Origin of the sequence: Natronoglycomyces albus, from assembly GCF_016925535.1 — a bacterium.
GTDB lineage: Bacteria > Actinomycetota > Actinomycetes > Mycobacteriales > Micromonosporaceae > Natronoglycomyces > Natronoglycomyces albus.
The window spans coordinates 3123926-3140144 of the sequence record NZ_CP070496.1 but is presented as its reverse complement, the minus strand read 5'-3'; the positions used below and the strand labels follow the sequence as shown (position 1 = coordinate 3140144).

The window sequence follows — 16219 nt, the reverse complement described above, 5'->3', positions numbered from 1 at the left end:
GCCTCAACTGGGCCCCGCTCGCACAATGCCGCTACTGTCACTATCAAAACACTGAAAGGCGGAGGCATTGCGGGCCGCAACTGGGAACAAGACTCACGCCACCGAGACGGTTAGCCATGCCGCCGTGGCGATGATTCTAGCCGCGGTCGTACTCACCGGCTGTTCGGCCGCTCCCGGCGGCCCGGCCCAGTCCGGCACGATCACCGTCGAATACGAACCCACACAAAAGCATCCACAAGCGCGAGACCTACTTGTGGAGGGCGCGGTCATGGACACCGCGGCCGAAGAGCTCGCCGCCGAACTGTGGCTGGTCGACGACCTCCATTTGCTTGCCACCGACTGCGACACGAACAACGCCTACTATGACCCCCAAGTCAGTCAAGTCACCATCTGCTACGAACTCATCGAGGAATACCGGCTCAGTGCCGACATCCATCAGCGGCCGACTGATCGTTTCGTACACTCGCTAGTCACCGAGACGACCTATCATGAGATCGCGCACGCGCTCATCGACCAGCTGGAATTGCCCATCACCGGCAATGAGGAAGACGTGGCCGACCAGTTCGTCGCCTACCAGCTCCTTGCCTCCGAGGAAGACCATCGCGACATTCTGCTGGATGTCATCGACCAATACTTGCACTATGGCGAGCATGCTCAGATCGACACCGACGCGCTGGCCGACACCCACTCGCTGGATTCCCAACGCGCCTATAACTACGCGTGCTATCTATATGGGTCGGACCGTGAGAAGGGCCAGAACCTCATTGAGGCCGAGGCTCTCACCGAGGAACGAGCGGAGTATTGCCCGGAGGAGTATCGGCGGGCAATGGAGGGCTGGACCATGTTGCTGGAAGACCACCGGCGATAGGTGCCAAGGCAGCGGTCACGACGACCCCTACCGGGGTGTGAATAACGGTGCGCCCCCGCAATGGCGTGTCTAACGATCCGGCTGGGCCGCATCCGGTGCGTACATTTGCCCCTGATCCTTCGGTGAGTACACCTCACGGCACAGCAGCGCCACATGTTGTTGGTCGACGCGCGTTGCCACCAAAGTGGCTTCCTTGGACCCGCGCAGATGTAGCTGCTTGCGGAATTCATCGGGCACGATCCCGGTGCCACGCTGTTTAATGGTCAACCGCCCAATTCCGCGCTGGGCCAAAAGCGGACGCAGTTTACGAGGCTGCAAGGGCCACACTTCTTCGACTTCCCACACTCGCGCCAAGGGATGTCGCCGTGCCTGATCGGCGTACATGTAGGCGATGTCCGGATGCGCCAGGTGGGCCTTGAGGATCTGGGCCAACTGGGCGACTAGACCCGAGCGCAGGACTGCTCCGTTGGGTTCGTATAGGTACCGAGCCACGGGGCCGACTTCGGCGCTATCGCGGCCGGTTCCGGTCAGTTCATGCCAACGCCCATCCACGAACGCGGCGGCTCTGCGTTGGGTGGACGTGGGCGGTTCCAACCACAGACACGCCTCCACGACGTCGCGTTCGACCGCCACCCATTCGGCTTCGGCCTCCGGTGGGAGCCACCGATGATCCACGCCAGGGCTGAGTTTCAAGGCGACACCGCCGCTAAAAGCACTGGTGGGGCGCAAGCGTTCGAGGAGGGCGTCCAGGGGTGGCGAGTACTGGGAGGGGTCGAAGACGCGGCCTTTTCCGCCTCTGCGGGCCGGGTCGCTAAAGACGGCGTCGCAGCCGGTGAGGTCGACCTCCATCGCGTCAGCGTGGCGCACTTCGATGCGGTCTTCCAGGCCTAGGGCGTGGGCATTGTGTTGCACGAGCTGGGCTGTGTGGGCGTCTGCCTCCACTGCCATCACGTCGATTCCCGCTCGCGCGAAAGCGTAGGCGTCGGCTCCTATCCCACAGCCGAGGTCGGCGACCCGGGTGGCTCCCAGCTGCGCAAAGCGTTCGGCTCGCCGGGTGGCTACCACGGCACGGGTTGCCTGCTCGAGTCCCGCCCGGGTGAATAGCAGCCGCTTCGCGTCGGCGGGAGCGAATTTGCCCTCGGCTCGCTGTCGCAGTTGCGCGAATGTGAGTGCCTGTGCCACGAGCTGTGGGTCGGTCACGCTCTTTCGCAGCTCTAGGGCCGCGCGGTTGCCATGAGCGGCCAAGGCTTGGGAGGCGGCCGCCAAGAGATCTTCGTCCACCTCTTCATCATCCCTGACGATCAGGCAGGGCGAGGTACCCTCCCAAACCGGAATGAATCGGTCGCCCCCCGGAGGGCTACGCAGTGATGAGTGCGACGTTCAGCACGCGGCGTTGACGCTTTCTACCAGGCGTATTACTCTTAGGCTTAGCACTCGCAGTCCGAGATTGCTAAGCGCTACAATAGTCATTAGCGCTCTCGGTGCGAGAGTGCTAATTAAGCGAACATGTGAGCGCTCACCGCGCCTGCGCACAGCCGGTTTCGACACCCGCGACGACGGACCCGGCCGCACCAGGCATCGGTGGCGAACTAACCACACATCAACGTTGGAGAGTTAAAGTGAGCAAGGCTGCAATCAAGCCACTGGGCGACCGCATCGTAGTCCAGGCCAACGAGGCCGAGACCACCACCGCCTCCGGAATCGTTATCCCCGACACCGCCAAGGAGAAGCCGCAAGAGGGCACCGTCCTGGCTGTCGGTCCGGGCAACGTCGACGACAAGGGCAACCGCATCCCGGTCGACGTCAACGTCGGCGACGTCGTCATCTACTCCAAGTACGGCGGAACCGAAGTCAAGTACGCCGGAGAAGAGTACCTGGTGCTTTCCTCGCGCGACGTGCTCGCGGTCGTCGAGAAGTAAGCCTCACGTAAGGTCTCGCCCTCCCCGAGTCTCATTCAGGGCAACACCTGCCGGGCCCTGGTCGGGCCGTTTGCCATCGGTAGACGTCTCCTCCTTCGGCCCTGTGGGAACCCACGTGAATGAGCCTCCTTGACGGGAGGCGGGACCTTCGTTCGTTCGCAAGCGGTGAAACCTGGCGAACGAGGCCCGAGAGAAAGGACATTAAATGCCGAAAATTCTCAGCTTCTCCGACGACGCCCGCCAGAACCTGCTGCACGGTGTGGACCGCCTGGCCGACACCGTCAAGGTGACGTTGGGGCCCAAGGGCCGCAACGTGGTGCTGGACCGCTCCTTCGGCGCGCCCGTCATCACCAACGACGGCGTCACGATCGCCAAGGAAGTGGAGCTGGAGGAGCCCTATCACAACCTGGGCGCCCAGCTGGTGAAGGAAGTCGCGACCAAGACCAACGACGTGGCCGGAGACGGAACCACGACCGCCACCGTGCTCGCGCAGGCCATGAGCCACGCGGGTGTACGGGCGGTGACGGCCGGGAACAGCCCGATCGCCATTCGCGCCGGCATCACCGCCGCGGTGGAGGCTGTCTCGAATGAACTGTTGAACAAGGCCACCGACGTGACCGGCCACGCCGAGATCGCCCAAGTGGCGACCATCTCGGCGCAGGACGCCAAGATCGGTGAACTCATCGCCGATGCGATGGACAAGGTTGGCACCGACGGTGTGATCACGGTGGAAGAGGGTTCAACCCTGCACACCGAGCTCAACGTCACCGAAGGTATGCAGCTGGAGAAGGGCTACATCTCGCCCAGCTTCGTGACCGACGCCGAGTCGCGCGAAGTCGTGTTCGAGGACGCCCACATCCTGCTGACCAACGGCAAGATCTCGGCGATCGAGGACCTGCTTCCGTTGCTGGAAAAGGTCATCGAGTCGGGCAAGCCGCTGCTGATCATCGCTGAGGACGTCGAGGGCCAGGCTCTGTCGACCCTCACGGTCAACGCGTTGCGCAAGACTCTCAAGGTCTGCGCCATCAAGGCTCCGGCCTTCGGCGACCGCCGCAAGGCGATCTTGGAAGACCTGGCCGTGCAAACTGGCGCACAGGTCGTCTCCGACGAGGTTGGTCTGGGTCTGAGCGACCTGGACCTGTCACACCTGGGCCGGGCCCGGCGCATCGTCGTCACGAAAGACTCGACCACCATTGTGGATGGGGCTGGATCGGACGAGGACGTGCAGGCGCGGATGCGTCAGCTGCGTACACAGCTGGAACAGACCGACTCCAGCTGGGACCAAGAGAAACTGCAGGAGCGGCTGTCGAAGCTCGGGGGCGGCGTAGCCGTCATCGAGGTCGGCGCGGCCACCGAGGTGGAAATGCGGGAGCGCAAGCACCGCATCGAGGACGCGATCAACGCGACCAAGGCCGCCGTGGAGGAAGGCATTGTTCCCGGTGGGGGAGCGGCTCTGCTGCACGCCCGCTCAGTGCTGGAGGACCTTGAGGTGGCTGCCGACGAGCAGTTCGGCGTCGAGATCGTCTCGCGTGCCCTGTCTGCTCCAGTGAGCCGCATCGCGCTCAACGCTGGCGAGTCCGGTGACGTAGTTGCCAACGAGGTCGCGAAACTGGGTTGGCGCGAGGGCTGGAACGCGACCACTGGTGTGTACGAGGACCTGGTTTCGGCCGGTGTCATCGACCCCGTGAAGGTAACGCGTAACGCGCTGCTCAACGCGGGCTCGATTGTCAGCATGCTGCTGACGACCGAGACTCTTGTGGTTGACAAGCCCGAGGACGACGACGAAGACGCTCATGGCCACTCCCACGGAGGACATGGCCACGCGCATCAGCACGGACCGGGCTTCTAGCTCTGTGAAATTAACTCAATGCGGTCGACACCCGCGCGCTGGATCGCACCGGCGGCGGTTGACTCGCCGTAGCAACGGTGGTGGCCCCCAAGCTTTGCTTGGGGGCCACCACCGTTTGTCGGTGTCGATGTCAAAGTGAGTCAGCCAGTGATGTCGTCTAGCTAGGGGAAAACCGGATCTGGGACCGAGGTCGTTGGCATTTGGATTGAGGGGCAACGGAACCAGCGGGCTGGGCGCTGAAAGTGATCTTGCGGTTTCACACTGTGGTTTTATAGTGTCAGAAACCTGACAAATGTGAGAGTCTCGCTTGGTTTCTAGATAAGGTGCAAGAGCCTTCGCGGTCTAAGGGGATCGGTGCCGCGAAGGCTTTACTATGCCCTGAAGCCGGTTTGGATCACGCAAACCACCGCGTGATCTTGCTCCGGCCTTCGATCCCAAGGGGCTCAGGGTCTAGGGATCATCCGCTCATTGCCCTACCGTCCACACACGTTCCGTGACTGATCGCATCGTATGTGCGGCCGGTGCAGACCCCTTCCGTTTGCTGCTGGGCGGAGGATGGGGCCGCGATGGCTATCCGGTGTCAGCGACACACAAACCCCGATGTGAGGCCGCACGCCCTCTCCGGCGGCAGCAACATCCCGCCCGCAATGTCACAGGCGCATCGTAGGGTTATCTGCGAACGTCAATTCAATCCCGCACCACGCTGAACTGCGAATAGTGGTGCCGCCAAATGGATCGGCGCGGGTACCCGTGACCTTTCATGCGGCCATGCCGTCGTTGATATCAGGCAAGCACGCTCCCACACATCTTATTTGGAGGTCGACATGAAGATCGGCAACATAACATTCGACTGTGCCAACCCACGGTCTCTGTCGCACTTTTGGTCGGACGTGCTGGGTTACCCCCGAGCCGAATACCCGCCCCAGCTGCGGGAGCAACTATTGGCCAACGGCCTCACCGAAGAGGATCTGCTACAGCGATCGATTGCCGAAGACCCCAAGGGGGAGGGTCCACGACTTTTCTTCCAGAAAGTTCCCGAGGGCAAGGACGCCAAGAACCGCATTCATCTGGATATCAGCGCCACTCCCGGGCGTATTCCCACCAGGGAGGAAGTCGAGAGCGAGGTGGAGCGAATCGTCGCCCTGGGAGCCACCCTCATCGGCAAGGTGGACACACAGTGGGGACTATTCCCCGAGTACCACTACACGTTGACCGACCCGGAGGGAAACGAGTTCTGCGTCCAGTAGCCACGGTGGCATGCCGTGGCCAAACCGATCGACCTCGCCATCATTCGATAGCCGATGAGCTGCCTTTCTGCGTCGGTGACCGACATTGACCGCCCAGCGCGCCGAGTAACACAGCGGCGGGTACCGGCCGATGATGACTGGTAACCACCACTGCGTCCAAGCCATGCCGATCGCCGCCGAGTAATGGGAGAGGCCCGCAGCTACCGCAAAGGAAGCATGGAGTACACCGGTGCTTGGTCACTGCGAGGTGGCCTGTCGAATCCGTATGTCCCGCATTCGGTTCAGCGCCGCGGCGATCTCGTGCCTGCGCGGCAACGCAAAGTCGATGGTGCGAATTTTCGCCAGCATTTCCACGCCATCGGCTTCCAGAGCCGACTCCAGACGGTCCAACACCTGCGAAACCGTCGCGGTTCCATCGATAAAGCCTTGCTGGCTAGCCGCCTGTATCGCCAACGCCACCCCCATGGTCATCGACAGGTCCGTCAGCTGCTCGACCGAACGCAAGTCGACGTCTTGTTCGCCGTATTGAATCCCGTCGGTGCCCTTGGCCTTGACCTTTTGTTTGCCGCGTACCTCAGCGTTGATGCTGGAGGGTTCGATGATGCGGTCCCGGGGCATGGTGAACGCCGCGCCCTCGACCTGGCGCCCGGTTGGGTTCGCGGCCAGTTCCTTCGCCTTGGCCGTCACGTCGAGGGGTACATAGGAGTCCATCATGATGACCCGGTCGGCTACATCCATATAGTCGCCGGACCCACCCATCACCAGCACGGTGGAGACACCGTGGTCGGTGTAGAGCGACCGTATTCGGTCCACCAACGGGGTGAGTGGTTCGCGGTCCTTAGCCACGAGTGCTTGCATGCGAGCGTCGCGGATCATCAAGTTGGTGGCAGCGGTGTCCTCATCGATGAGGAGCAGGCGTGACCCGGCTTCGAGCGCTTCGACGATCGCGGCCGCCTGCGAGGTTGAGCCGGAGGCGTTTTCGGTGGTGAAGGTGGCGGTGTCAGCTCCGCTGGGGAGGTGGTCCACAAAGGCGTGGACGTCGACGCTGCTCACAGAGCGGCCGTCCTCGGCCCGAATCTTAACCGCGTCGAGGTTGGCGACGACCAGTTCCCGCCCGTCTCCAGGAACGTGGTCGTATACGCCGCGTTCGAGCGCGCGTAGCAGGGTGGATTTGCCGTGGAAACCGCCGCCGACGATGAGAGTGACGCCCGGTTTGATCCCCATGCCGCGTACGGACCCCGCGTGCGGCAGGTCGACAGTCATGGCCAGAGAGTCGGGCGCGGTGAACGGGACTCCCTCGCCCAGGGGGCGGTCATCGACTCCGGAGTGCCGCGCCAACATGGCCCCGTCGGCGACGAATGCGATGAGGTCACGGTCGACCAGGGCCGAGCGTAGTGCTGCGGTGTCGTCGGCGGTGTCGGTCCATCGCTTCGCTTCATCCTCCTCGAGGTCCAACGCGAAGTCGACCATTGAGGGAATGTGTTCGCACAGCACCCGTTTGGCTTGGTGACCATCGATGCGGCGGCCTTTTCCGGGTAGCTGGGCCCCCAAACGAAAGATCACCGAGCCGTCTGTGCCCACTTGGCAGGAGGAGCGGTCCAAGATTTCTTGTCCGCCCGCGTCGAGCCGCAGGTCCCGCAGGCCGCGCATGGCTTGTTTGGCGCGCTTGACCAGCACGGTGGCGATGGCGCGGCGGCGGTGGTCGGTGGAGAACCATTCGGGGAGCAGGTCGGCCTGGTCGGGGTCCAACCGCACCGCGACCCGGCTCGGTGGCGCGAATGGGTCGGACTGCACCCGCTGGATAAGGAGCTCGTACTCGTCGGTTACCCAGGTGCCGCGGAGAGATTTATATCGGCCATAGGACGTACCGTCCATACCTACTAGCTCGTTATCCAGATTATGACGAGGTGGATATGAGCGGTGATCAGAATGGCGGTCGGACCGTTTCATTCCGTGACGGGAACGCTGATGCTTCTGTTGGTGCGGAGAGCGTCTCATTCCCGAAGTGTCGCACTAGTTGGGGCCTGGTGTTGCGGCGACGCGAACAGAGTGTGCGCTCTCCGGTGGCGAAAAATTCTTCGGCTTGTGACGTGAGGTCCACTCGAATGGATGACTAGCAGCTAAAACGCCGGGAGAAAAATTATTTGAAAAAAGTCATCCTTCCGCGTCATGCGAATCACCCTGCTGCGTGTCACCAGTAAGGACCACTTTCCACCTAAGGGCATGAAGGGTTAGGAACCGTGAAAACAGTACTAGTGTGCGTGAAGACTCCCCAGGCCGGAAACAAGATCGCCGCCTGCGCGACACGCATGGGCTTGGCGCAGGCCGTGCGCGCCGTCGCCAACACCCACGACGTCTACGAGGAACTGCGTCGACGCCCCATCGATGTCGTTCTCGTCGACGTCAATCTAGCCACCCCGGACCCGGTGCACTTCACCCGGGAAGTGCGGCAGCGTTCGCGCGGCACCGCAGTGGTGATGGCGGGCCCGACCGACCCGCGCACCGCTGCCATGGTGGTAGCGGCCGGGGCACGAGGCGTCATCCGCTCCGCCAGCGCCGACAACGATGACCTACTGGTCGCCCTCACCCAGGCGATCATGCTTGTCTGCCCGCAGGTAGCCGCTCAGGGCCTACCGCGTCAACGCGCGGCGATGGCTAGCCGCTCAAATCTGACGACCCGGGAAATGCAGGTGTTGCGCGGCATGAGTGAAGGAAAAAGCAACGCCGAGATTGGGCGGGACCTATTTGTCTCCGAAGACACGGTGAAAACCCATGCCAGACGTATGTTTCGCAAGCTTGGTGCGCGAGACCGAGCCCACGCGGTCGCCGAGGCGTTTCGCGCGGGGATTGTGCACTGATGGGCCGTGCTGGCCAACCGCGTGTTGGCCGCCGGGACGATCCGGTGACCTAACGCGGTGTCGGGCTGCCCCTGGGAGAAGCACAACGGAGGCTATGACGCTGGCGCGGCCTTCGGCCCAGGGACGGCACTGGGCTTATTCAAGGTGAGCAAAAGGCGAGTTACTGGGTCCGAGCTGGGAAGGTCTCCGGTTGGTCGCCTCACCTTGAATAAGCCCTTCCCTCGCAAGTGGGAGAGGGCTATTCCTCGGCCTCGGAGTTGAGGTGATCCCACGCGTCGGTGTATCCCTTGGCGTAATCCCACGAGACGTACTCGTCGGGGTTGGGATCAAACGCCGGTTCGTGGACCCGGGTCGCATTGTGGTCCAGCAGGTGCTTCAAGTTCGACAGCAGCAGACCCCAGGCGAAATAGTGCGGCTGGTCGCAATCGGCACAGTCAACTACCAGCCCGCGCATGCCGCGCGGCTGTAGTACCTGCTCGAACAGGCGCAACTGTTCCATGTCTTCCTGCAACTCCGCGCGCTCGACGTCGTTGAGAGGCATCTCGGACTCTCCGTCCGGGTCGTCTCGCCACGAGTCGTCGTCGAAGTTTCCAGGCTCATCGGCAAATGGATCGCGAGGCTCCTCTGACACCCTTCTAGGGTAGCGCTCGCCGCAAGTAGCCGCGCGAATGCCGCGCCCGCTCCCCGCGTGCGTTGCGCTAGCCCCCAGCGGGTCCCGTCGCTTTCACAGCCGATCCGCGCGCCCATGAGCTGGGAGGAGACCCCCGTCTCAGCCTGGGTGCGATTCCAGTCGCACCCCTTGTGCGGCCCGGTAGGTGCCCCACGACGGGGGCTAGTATCGGTATATGGCGTTTTCAGGTGACACAGGGGTAAATGAACTTTCAGGTGGGGAAATTTCCGGCAGCGTCGCACCGTCGACACCGCTGGGCTCGGCGGGCCCGATCCCGCTCGGTCTCACCTTCGACGACGTACTACTACTGCCGGGCGAAAGCGACATCGTCCCCGGCGAGGTGGCGACCGCCTCCCAACTGACCCGCAACATTCGACTCGCGACACCGCTGCTGACGGCTCCGATGGACACCGTCACCGAAGCGCGTATGGCCATCGCGATGGCTCGGCTGGGTGGCCTGGGCATCCTGCACCGCAACCTGTCGCCCGAAGACCAGGCCGAACAGGTCGACCTCGTGAAACGCTCCGAGTCCGGCATGGTCGCCGACCCGATCACCTGCGCCCCGGGCGACACGCTCGAACAGGTCGATAAGACATGCGCTCGTTACCGCGTCTCCGGCCTTCCGGTCACTGACGAAGACGGGATATTGGTCGGCATCATCACCAACCGCGACATGCGGTTCGAAAACGACTTCTCGATCCCCGTCTCCCAGGTCATGACCTCGCGCAACCTGGTCACCGCGCCGCAGGGCGTCTCATCCGACGAGGCGCTACACCTGCTTAAGACCAACAAGATCGAGAAGCTTCCCATCGTCGACGCCGATGGGCGGCTCAAGGGCCTCATCACCGTCAAAGACTTCGCCAAGCGCGAACAGTACCCGGACGCGACGAAGGACGACTCAGGTCGCCTGCGCGTGGGTGCGGCCATCGGGGTGGGCGAAGACCAATACAACCGGGCCGGGCAGCTAGTCGAAGCCGGAGCCGACGTGCTCATAGTCGACTCCTCCCACGGCCACTCCCGAGGAGTTCTCAACATGATCTCCTCGGTGGTCAAAGACTTCGGCGATAAAGCTGACGTCATCGGCGGCAACATCGTCACCGCCGAGGCCGCCCGCGCGCTCATCGACGCCGGAGTCTCGGGAATCAAAGTCGGCGTTGGCCCCGGCGCGATCTGTACGACCCGGGTCGTAGCCGGCGTCGGTGCGCCGCAAATCAGCGCGATCATGGACACCGTCTCCGTGGCTCGACGCGAAGGCGTCCCCGTCATCGCCGACGGTGGCATCCAATACTCCGGCGATGTCGCCAAAGCCATCGTCGCCGGTGCCTCCACCGTCATGATGGGCCAGCTGTTCGCCGGCTGTGCCGAAAGTCCCGGCGACCTCATCTTCATGAACGGCAAACAGTTCAAGACCTACCGGGGCATGGGCTCGCTGGGGGCGATGCAGTCGCGCGGACAGGACAAGTCCTTCTCCAAAGACCGCTACTTCCAGCAGGACATCTCCTCCAACGAAAAACTCGTGCCCGAAGGCGTCGAAGGTCAAGTGCCCTACCGGGGCACCCTCGCCCAGGTCGTGTACCAGCTCGTCGGCGGGCTGCGTATTGCCATGGGATACACCGGTGCGGCTACGATCGAGGCGATGCACGAACGCGGACGTCTGGTGCGCATCACCGCGGCAGGGCTTAAGGAAAGCCACCCGCACGACATCCAGATGACCGTCGAAGCACCCAACTACCACACGCGTTAGAAGCGGAACCAGAACCGGGGATGAGGAGCAAACGTTGCGGGACATGGTGGAGATCGGCCCAGGCAAGATCGCACAGCGCGGCTGGCGACTGCAAGACGTGGCACTAGCGCCAGGCCGACGAACACGCGACATCGACGACGTCTCAACCGAATGGCAAATGGACGCCTACCGGTTCGAGATCCCGGCTGTGGCGCATCCGTCGGATGCGACCATGAGCCCTGCGACCGCAATCGAGTTGGGAAGACTCGGCGGATTGGGCGTGCTCAACGGGGAGGGCCTGTGGTGTCGCTACACCGACCCCACGCCACTGTTGAAGGAACTGGCGACGCTGTCTCCAGAAACGGCGACCGCTCGGCTGCAACAGATGTACGCCGAGGCCGTGAAACCCGAGCTCATCTCGGAACGCATTGCCGAGATCCGCGACGCGGGCGTCACCGTGGCCGTGCGACTGTCGCCCCAACACACCCAGACCTACTCCGAAGCCGTGCTCAACGCCGGGGTTGACCTACTGGTCATCCAAGGCACCATCGTTTCGGCCGAACACGTTTCCTCAACCGACGGAGCCTTGAACCTCAAACAGTTCATCGCCGACCTTGACGTCCCCGTCGTGGCCGGAGGCTGCACCAACTACAAAACGGCTCTGCACCTCATGCGCACGGGGGCCGCTGGAGTCATCGTCGGGGTCGGAGCCGACGACTGGTCCACCACCGATTCCGTGCTTGGCATCGACGTTCCCATGGCCTCGGCCGTTGCCGAAGCCGCCGCAGCCCGCCGCGACTACCTCGACGAGACCGGGGGACGCTACGTTCACCTCATCGCCGACGGCGGCATCACCACCTCTGGCGCGATCGCCAAGGCGATCGCCTGCGGAGCCGACGCGACCATGCTCGGCGCGGCGCTGGCTGACGCAGAAGAGGCACCAGCCAGTGGTGCTTGGTGGCATTCGGCGGCAAGTCACCCGAAGTTGCCGCGTGGCCACTACCGCCCGGCGCCGGTGGAGACCGAACACGTCACGGACATGGAGTCGTTGCTGTACGGGCCGTCTGAGGTTCCCGATGGTTCGCAGAACTTGTTTGGCGGGTTGCGCCGTTCCATGGCCAAGTGCGGCTACACCACCGTGAAGGAATTCCAGCGCGCGGGCATCACGCTGCTGCGCTAACTGCTCTGGGTAGTTAAACGAGGCTACTAGTGATGGGGGACCGGCCAAAGGCCGGTCCCCCATCACTAGTAGAGTGCGACCGTTTGCGAAGTTATCCACAGGCGGTGAATCGGAACTTGACGGCGAAACCGCACTGTTGCAACAATAAAATCAGGGGCCCCAGGTGAGAAAGTTTCATCTATGTGGATGCCCCGGTGAGTCCTAGCGAGATGATTGCAGGGTGACGCGCGCCCGCTCTTGCACTAGTCTGCGGTGATGAGCACCGCTACCCCGCCCAGTCCCATCATTGCGAACCGTCTCCGCCCCGGAGATCGCATAGCCGTCATCTCGCCATCCCAGGGACTGCCAGGGGCGTTGCCCCTCCCGTTCGAGCTGGGGCTCAAGCGCCTGCGGGAGGACTTCGACCTGGAACCGGTCGAGTACCCCACCACCCGCAAAATGGGCTCGTCTGCCCAGGAACGCGCGGCCGACATCCATGCGGCCTTCGCCGATCCCGATATCGCCGGAGTCATCGCCAGTATCGGCGGAGACGACCAGATCACGGTCTTGCCGCACCTGGTCGGGGAGTTGTTGCAGGCCAACCCCAAACAGTTCTACGGTTTTTCCGACTGCACAAACTTGCTGGTCTACTTGGAGCGGCTCGGCATAGTCGGCTACCACGGGGCAACAGTGATGACAGCGTTTGGCCGCCCCGGAGCCATGCACCCGATGACCGAGGAATCACTGCGCGCCGCGATGTTCACCGGCGGGGCCTTCGCCTTGACCGCAGCCGAGGAGGTCAACGACCGCGACCGCGATTGGGGCGATGAGAGCACCTTTGACGAGCCACCCTCAATGTTTGTCAGCGGCGGATGGCAGTGGCACAACGCCAACCCCGAACAACGCCAGTCACCACTGATCGAAGGCCGCAGCTGGGGCGGGAACCTGGAAATAGTCTCGTGGTTGGCCATGGCCAACCGGTACCTGCCCGAACCTGAGGAACTGTCGGGCCGGGTGCTCTTTTTCGAAACCTCCGAGGAACTGCCAGACGACAAGACCGTCTACCGTACGTTGCGCAACCTCGGGGAACGAGGCTTTCTACAGCAGTGCGCGGCGCTAATCATGGGGCGGCCCAAGACATGGAGCTTTGTGAGGACCCTGTCGCACACCCAAAGCAACAAGTATCGAGCAGCTCAACACAAGGCAGTCCTGGCCGCAATGGGGGAGTACGCACCACACGCTCCCGTCGTGCTGGATGTCGACCTTGGCCACACCGACCCGCAATTGGTGATCCCCTACGGAGGAACCATTCGCCTCGATCTGGAACGCAAAACCATCACCGTTGAGTACTAGCCGACACAAGCGGCACGGTGACCAGACCGTGCGCGCGGCTGACCCAAAACCTAGATTGATACCTAGCTGTGCGGACTGTGCCCTCCAGGTTGATCAAGCGACGAAGCTCGCTCGTCGTTGCGCCAGTGGTTGACGATCAAGCTGGCGTCCTGCAAGGCATCGGCGACCTGGTCGGCCTCCCACCGCAAGATCTTGCGCCGCGACCTCGTCTCGGGCGGCCCTGTCGCCACAGCCATCTCGAACTCGCGCGAAGCCGCCTCCAAATCCACCGGCGGCGGTGGGTCGCCCTCGTCACGCACTAGGGCGGCCAAGCGAGCATAGTAGGCGTCAATAGCCTGGGCCCACACGTCGACGGCGGGAAGCTCGACCGTGTCATCGTCTTTCACACTCGCGTTCACCGAAATCAAAGCCCGCGCCGCTCGCGCGAGCGCAGCCTCGGTACCCATCGCCTCACTGGCCTTGGGCCGCAACAGCAAAGGCTCCGCCTCGGCCTGCTCGGCGGCGTTGGTCAATGCCAGTCGCTTGCTGCGCACCGCGTCCACCGCCAAACGCATCCGCTTAGCGCTGTGATCGGCCGGGTGCGCTTGGTGGTCGAGCACCAGCCGCGCATAGTCAGAATAAGCGTCGATCAGATCTGCCAACAACGTCGGAAGCCGCCTGGTCTGCCAGGTCGGTACCACCACATACAGGGCGATGGCGGCTACAGCGCCAGCGGTGCTAGCCAGCCCCCGTTCCCAGGCCGCGGTCACCGCGTCATCCCCCACCAAGTCGGCCAGCATCACCGTCAGCCCGGCCGTCGCGGCGGAAAAGACCGCCAACGAAACCGGTTGGGTGAGGTAGGCCAGCGACGCGAACACGATAATGGCGGCGGTCAAAACCCACAGGCTATGTGGCAAGACAATGGCGACCCCAGAGACCACCACCACGCCCGCGATCGTGCCGACGGCTCGAGTCGACCCCTTCGTGATCGTGCCGTAGAAGTCCACTTGCAGCACCAGCCAGGCAGTAAGTGGAATCCAGTAGCCGTAGTTACCCGGCCATAGGATTCCCGCCCACACGGCCCCGGCCACGATTAGCGAGCGCCGCAAGCTGAACCGCACAGCCGGATTACTCCACTTGAGGTTGCGGGCCAGCTGACGTGCCCCCGCCCGCAACTGAGCGTAGGAGTGACGCCAAGGGCTGGACGTGGCGATGCCCGATTCGCCCCTCGTAATGCGTTCGGCGTACTGGTCGCAACGATGCAAAATCCGCAGCAGACCGGTGACCTCGCCAGGAATGGTGCCAGTCGGGGTCGCGATGGCCCGCTCACCGAGCTCATCGAGCAGACTCGACCAGTCAACCGGGCGCCCTCGGGGCGCGGTCACAGTATTGGCCAGGTACAGCAGGAGACGACCGGCGAGACTCAGCGCTTCGGCATAAAGCTCAGCCGAGGCCGCATCACCTTCCAATTGCGCCCGCAGCCGGGCGGCACTGACCTGAGTCAACGCACCCGAGACCTCGTAGACGTCGTTACGGGCCTCACGCAAAGCAGGAGGGAGGCGTCGACGCGAATCCAGCTCCGCCACAGCATTATGCAAGCGGTTCGTTTGCAGCGCGATGTGGTGATTTGTGCTCAACGACTCCGCGTCGGCGGCGAGAACTCGCCAAGCCGTGGAAAGACACTTGCGGTCATCCGCGTATCGAAAATACGGCGGCAGAAGGGTCAACACTGCCTGGACGCCAGCCCCCGCCAACACCGCCAGCGCGGCTTGGCCGGGAGTGGCGGTGACGGTGAGTTGGTCGGCGAAGAAGAAAAGGACACCGCAAATGGTGGCGATGATGCCAACGGCTTTACTCACCGAGCTGATGTAGGTCAAAACGAGGGCGTATACCGCGGTGACGACAATAAAGACCCAATTGGGTTCGACCGACCCGGCCAGCAGGCTCAAGGCCGCGCCCAAGCCGATAAGCAAAGGCACTCCAGCGCTGGTGCGAGTGCCCGGTGTCAGCAGTCCCATGCCCGCCACCCACGCGCCGAGGATGGCGGCCATAACCCAGCCCGCCCCGTCAAAAAGCGGCAGCGAGGCAGCGACGATGACCATGCCAAGGGCAGTACGCGCCACCAGCGCGGGCTGGAACTCGCGAGTGGACCAGGCGGTCAGGTCGCGACGGATGCCGATGAGAGTGGAGCGTTGCCAACCCTGCCCGGTGAGAGAATGGCCCGGTTCGGGCTCAGAGATTTTATGCCGAGTTGCGGCACGGCGAACCTTCTCTCTGCGGCGCTTCGTCCCAAAGCCAGAGGACGAAGGGTTTTGATTGCGTTTGGAACGGTTCTTCACCGAGCCGCCCCATGCCGTTGGGGCCCGGTCGCGGCGCGCATCCGCCTCCGCTGGCCGCTGGCTCCGGCTAGGTTCCGGGGCACCAGGACCTCGAGCAGGGTCCGGTGGTGAATCCCCGATGCCGCGCTCAGCCATCGCCTCGTCCTTCGTCGCGGAGGCGAGCCTGCGACGGAGAGGTGAGAACGAATCCGCCGCGATCGGTAGTGTCTGCCCGCGCAGCACCGGAGGCGATGTGGTGGGAACCAAAGGCACAAG

Annotated in this window: 12 protein-coding genes; 8 read left to right on the top strand and 4 right to left on the bottom strand. The window is 63.3% G+C overall.

Features of this window, described 5'->3' with window-relative positions; all coding sequences use genetic code 11:
* Window positions 1-67: 67 nt before the first annotated feature.
* A complete protein-coding gene (locus JQS30_RS13480) occupies window positions 68-868 on the top strand; it encodes a DUF4344 domain-containing metallopeptidase (RefSeq protein ID WP_213170762.1) in 801 nt (266 codons plus the stop codon).
* A gap of 69 nt (window positions 869-937) precedes the next feature.
* Here the strand turns inward: JQS30_RS13480 and JQS30_RS13475 are convergent, their stop codons facing one another.
* The gene (locus JQS30_RS13475) at window positions 938-2149 is read right to left on the bottom strand and encodes a class I SAM-dependent methyltransferase (RefSeq protein WP_246497926.1); all 1212 of its coding nucleotides are present in this window, start codon (window positions 2147-2149) and stop codon (window positions 938-940) included.
* A 338-nt stretch (window positions 2150-2487) separates the two neighbouring features.
* On the opposite strand from JQS30_RS13475, the gene groES reads away from it, so the two are divergent.
* The 3 genes from groES to JQS30_RS13460 all read left to right on the top strand — a co-directional run bounded on the left by groES (window position 2488) and on the right by JQS30_RS13460 (window position 5883).
* Entirely contained in the window at window positions 2488-2787 is a 300-nt protein-coding gene (groES, locus tag JQS30_RS13470; protein WP_213170761.1) for a co-chaperone GroES, read from the top strand.
* Window positions 2788-2992: 205 nt separating this feature from the next.
* On the top strand, window positions 2993-4636 hold the full coding sequence (gene groL, locus JQS30_RS13465) for a chaperonin GroEL (protein ID WP_213170760.1): 1644 nt from the start codon (window positions 2993-2995) through the stop codon (window positions 4634-4636).
* An 824-nt stretch (window positions 4637-5460) separates the two neighbouring features.
* Window positions 5461-5883: a VOC family protein gene (locus tag JQS30_RS13460; RefSeq protein ID WP_213170759.1), complete on the top strand. Its 423-nt coding sequence runs from the start codon at window positions 5461-5463 to the stop codon at window positions 5881-5883.
* Between the two features lie 237 nt (window positions 5884-6120).
* On the opposite strand, the gene JQS30_RS13455 is transcribed toward JQS30_RS13460, so the two are convergent.
* On the bottom strand, window positions 6121-7833 hold the full coding sequence (locus JQS30_RS13455) for an ABC-ATPase domain-containing protein (RefSeq protein ID WP_213170758.1): 1713 nt from the start codon (window positions 7831-7833) through the stop codon (window positions 6121-6123).
* A gap of 290 nt (window positions 7834-8123) precedes the next feature.
* Between JQS30_RS13455 and JQS30_RS13450 the strand changes: the two genes are divergently transcribed.
* Window positions 8124-8741, top strand: coding sequence for a response regulator transcription factor (locus tag JQS30_RS13450; RefSeq protein WP_213170757.1), 618 nt, complete (start codon window positions 8124-8126; stop codon window positions 8739-8741).
* 238 nt (window positions 8742-8979) lie between these two features.
* Here JQS30_RS13450 and JQS30_RS13445 read toward each other — a convergent pair whose 3' ends face one another.
* Window positions 8980-9372 (bottom strand): DUF5319 family protein, encoded by a 393-nt coding sequence (locus JQS30_RS13445; RefSeq protein WP_213170756.1) that lies wholly within the window; start codon window positions 9370-9372, stop codon window positions 8980-8982.
* A gap of 214 nt (window positions 9373-9586) precedes the next feature.
* Between JQS30_RS13445 and guaB the strand changes: the two genes are divergently transcribed.
* From guaB to JQS30_RS13430, 3 genes are all read left to right on the top strand, one after another.
* Window positions 9587-11155 carry an IMP dehydrogenase gene (gene guaB, locus JQS30_RS13440; RefSeq protein ID WP_213170755.1) on the top strand — a complete coding sequence of 523 codons (1569 nt, stop codon included), beginning with the start codon at window positions 9587-9589 and terminating at the stop codon, window positions 11153-11155.
* 34 nt (window positions 11156-11189) lie between these two features.
* Window positions 11190-12314 (top strand): GuaB3 family IMP dehydrogenase-related protein, encoded by a 1125-nt coding sequence (locus JQS30_RS13435; RefSeq protein WP_213170754.1) that lies wholly within the window; start codon window positions 11190-11192, stop codon window positions 12312-12314.
* Between the two features lie 255 nt (window positions 12315-12569).
* The gene (locus JQS30_RS13430; protein WP_213170753.1) at window positions 12570-13646 is read left to right on the top strand and encodes a S66 family peptidase; all 1077 of its coding nucleotides are present in this window, start codon (window positions 12570-12572) and stop codon (window positions 13644-13646) included.
* A gap of 62 nt (window positions 13647-13708) precedes the next feature.
* On the opposite strand, the gene JQS30_RS13425 is transcribed toward JQS30_RS13430, so the two are convergent.
* A complete protein-coding gene (locus JQS30_RS13425; RefSeq protein ID WP_213170752.1) occupies window positions 13709-16216 on the bottom strand; it encodes an FUSC family protein in 2508 nt (835 codons plus the stop codon).
* Window positions 16217-16219 lie beyond the last annotated feature (3 nt).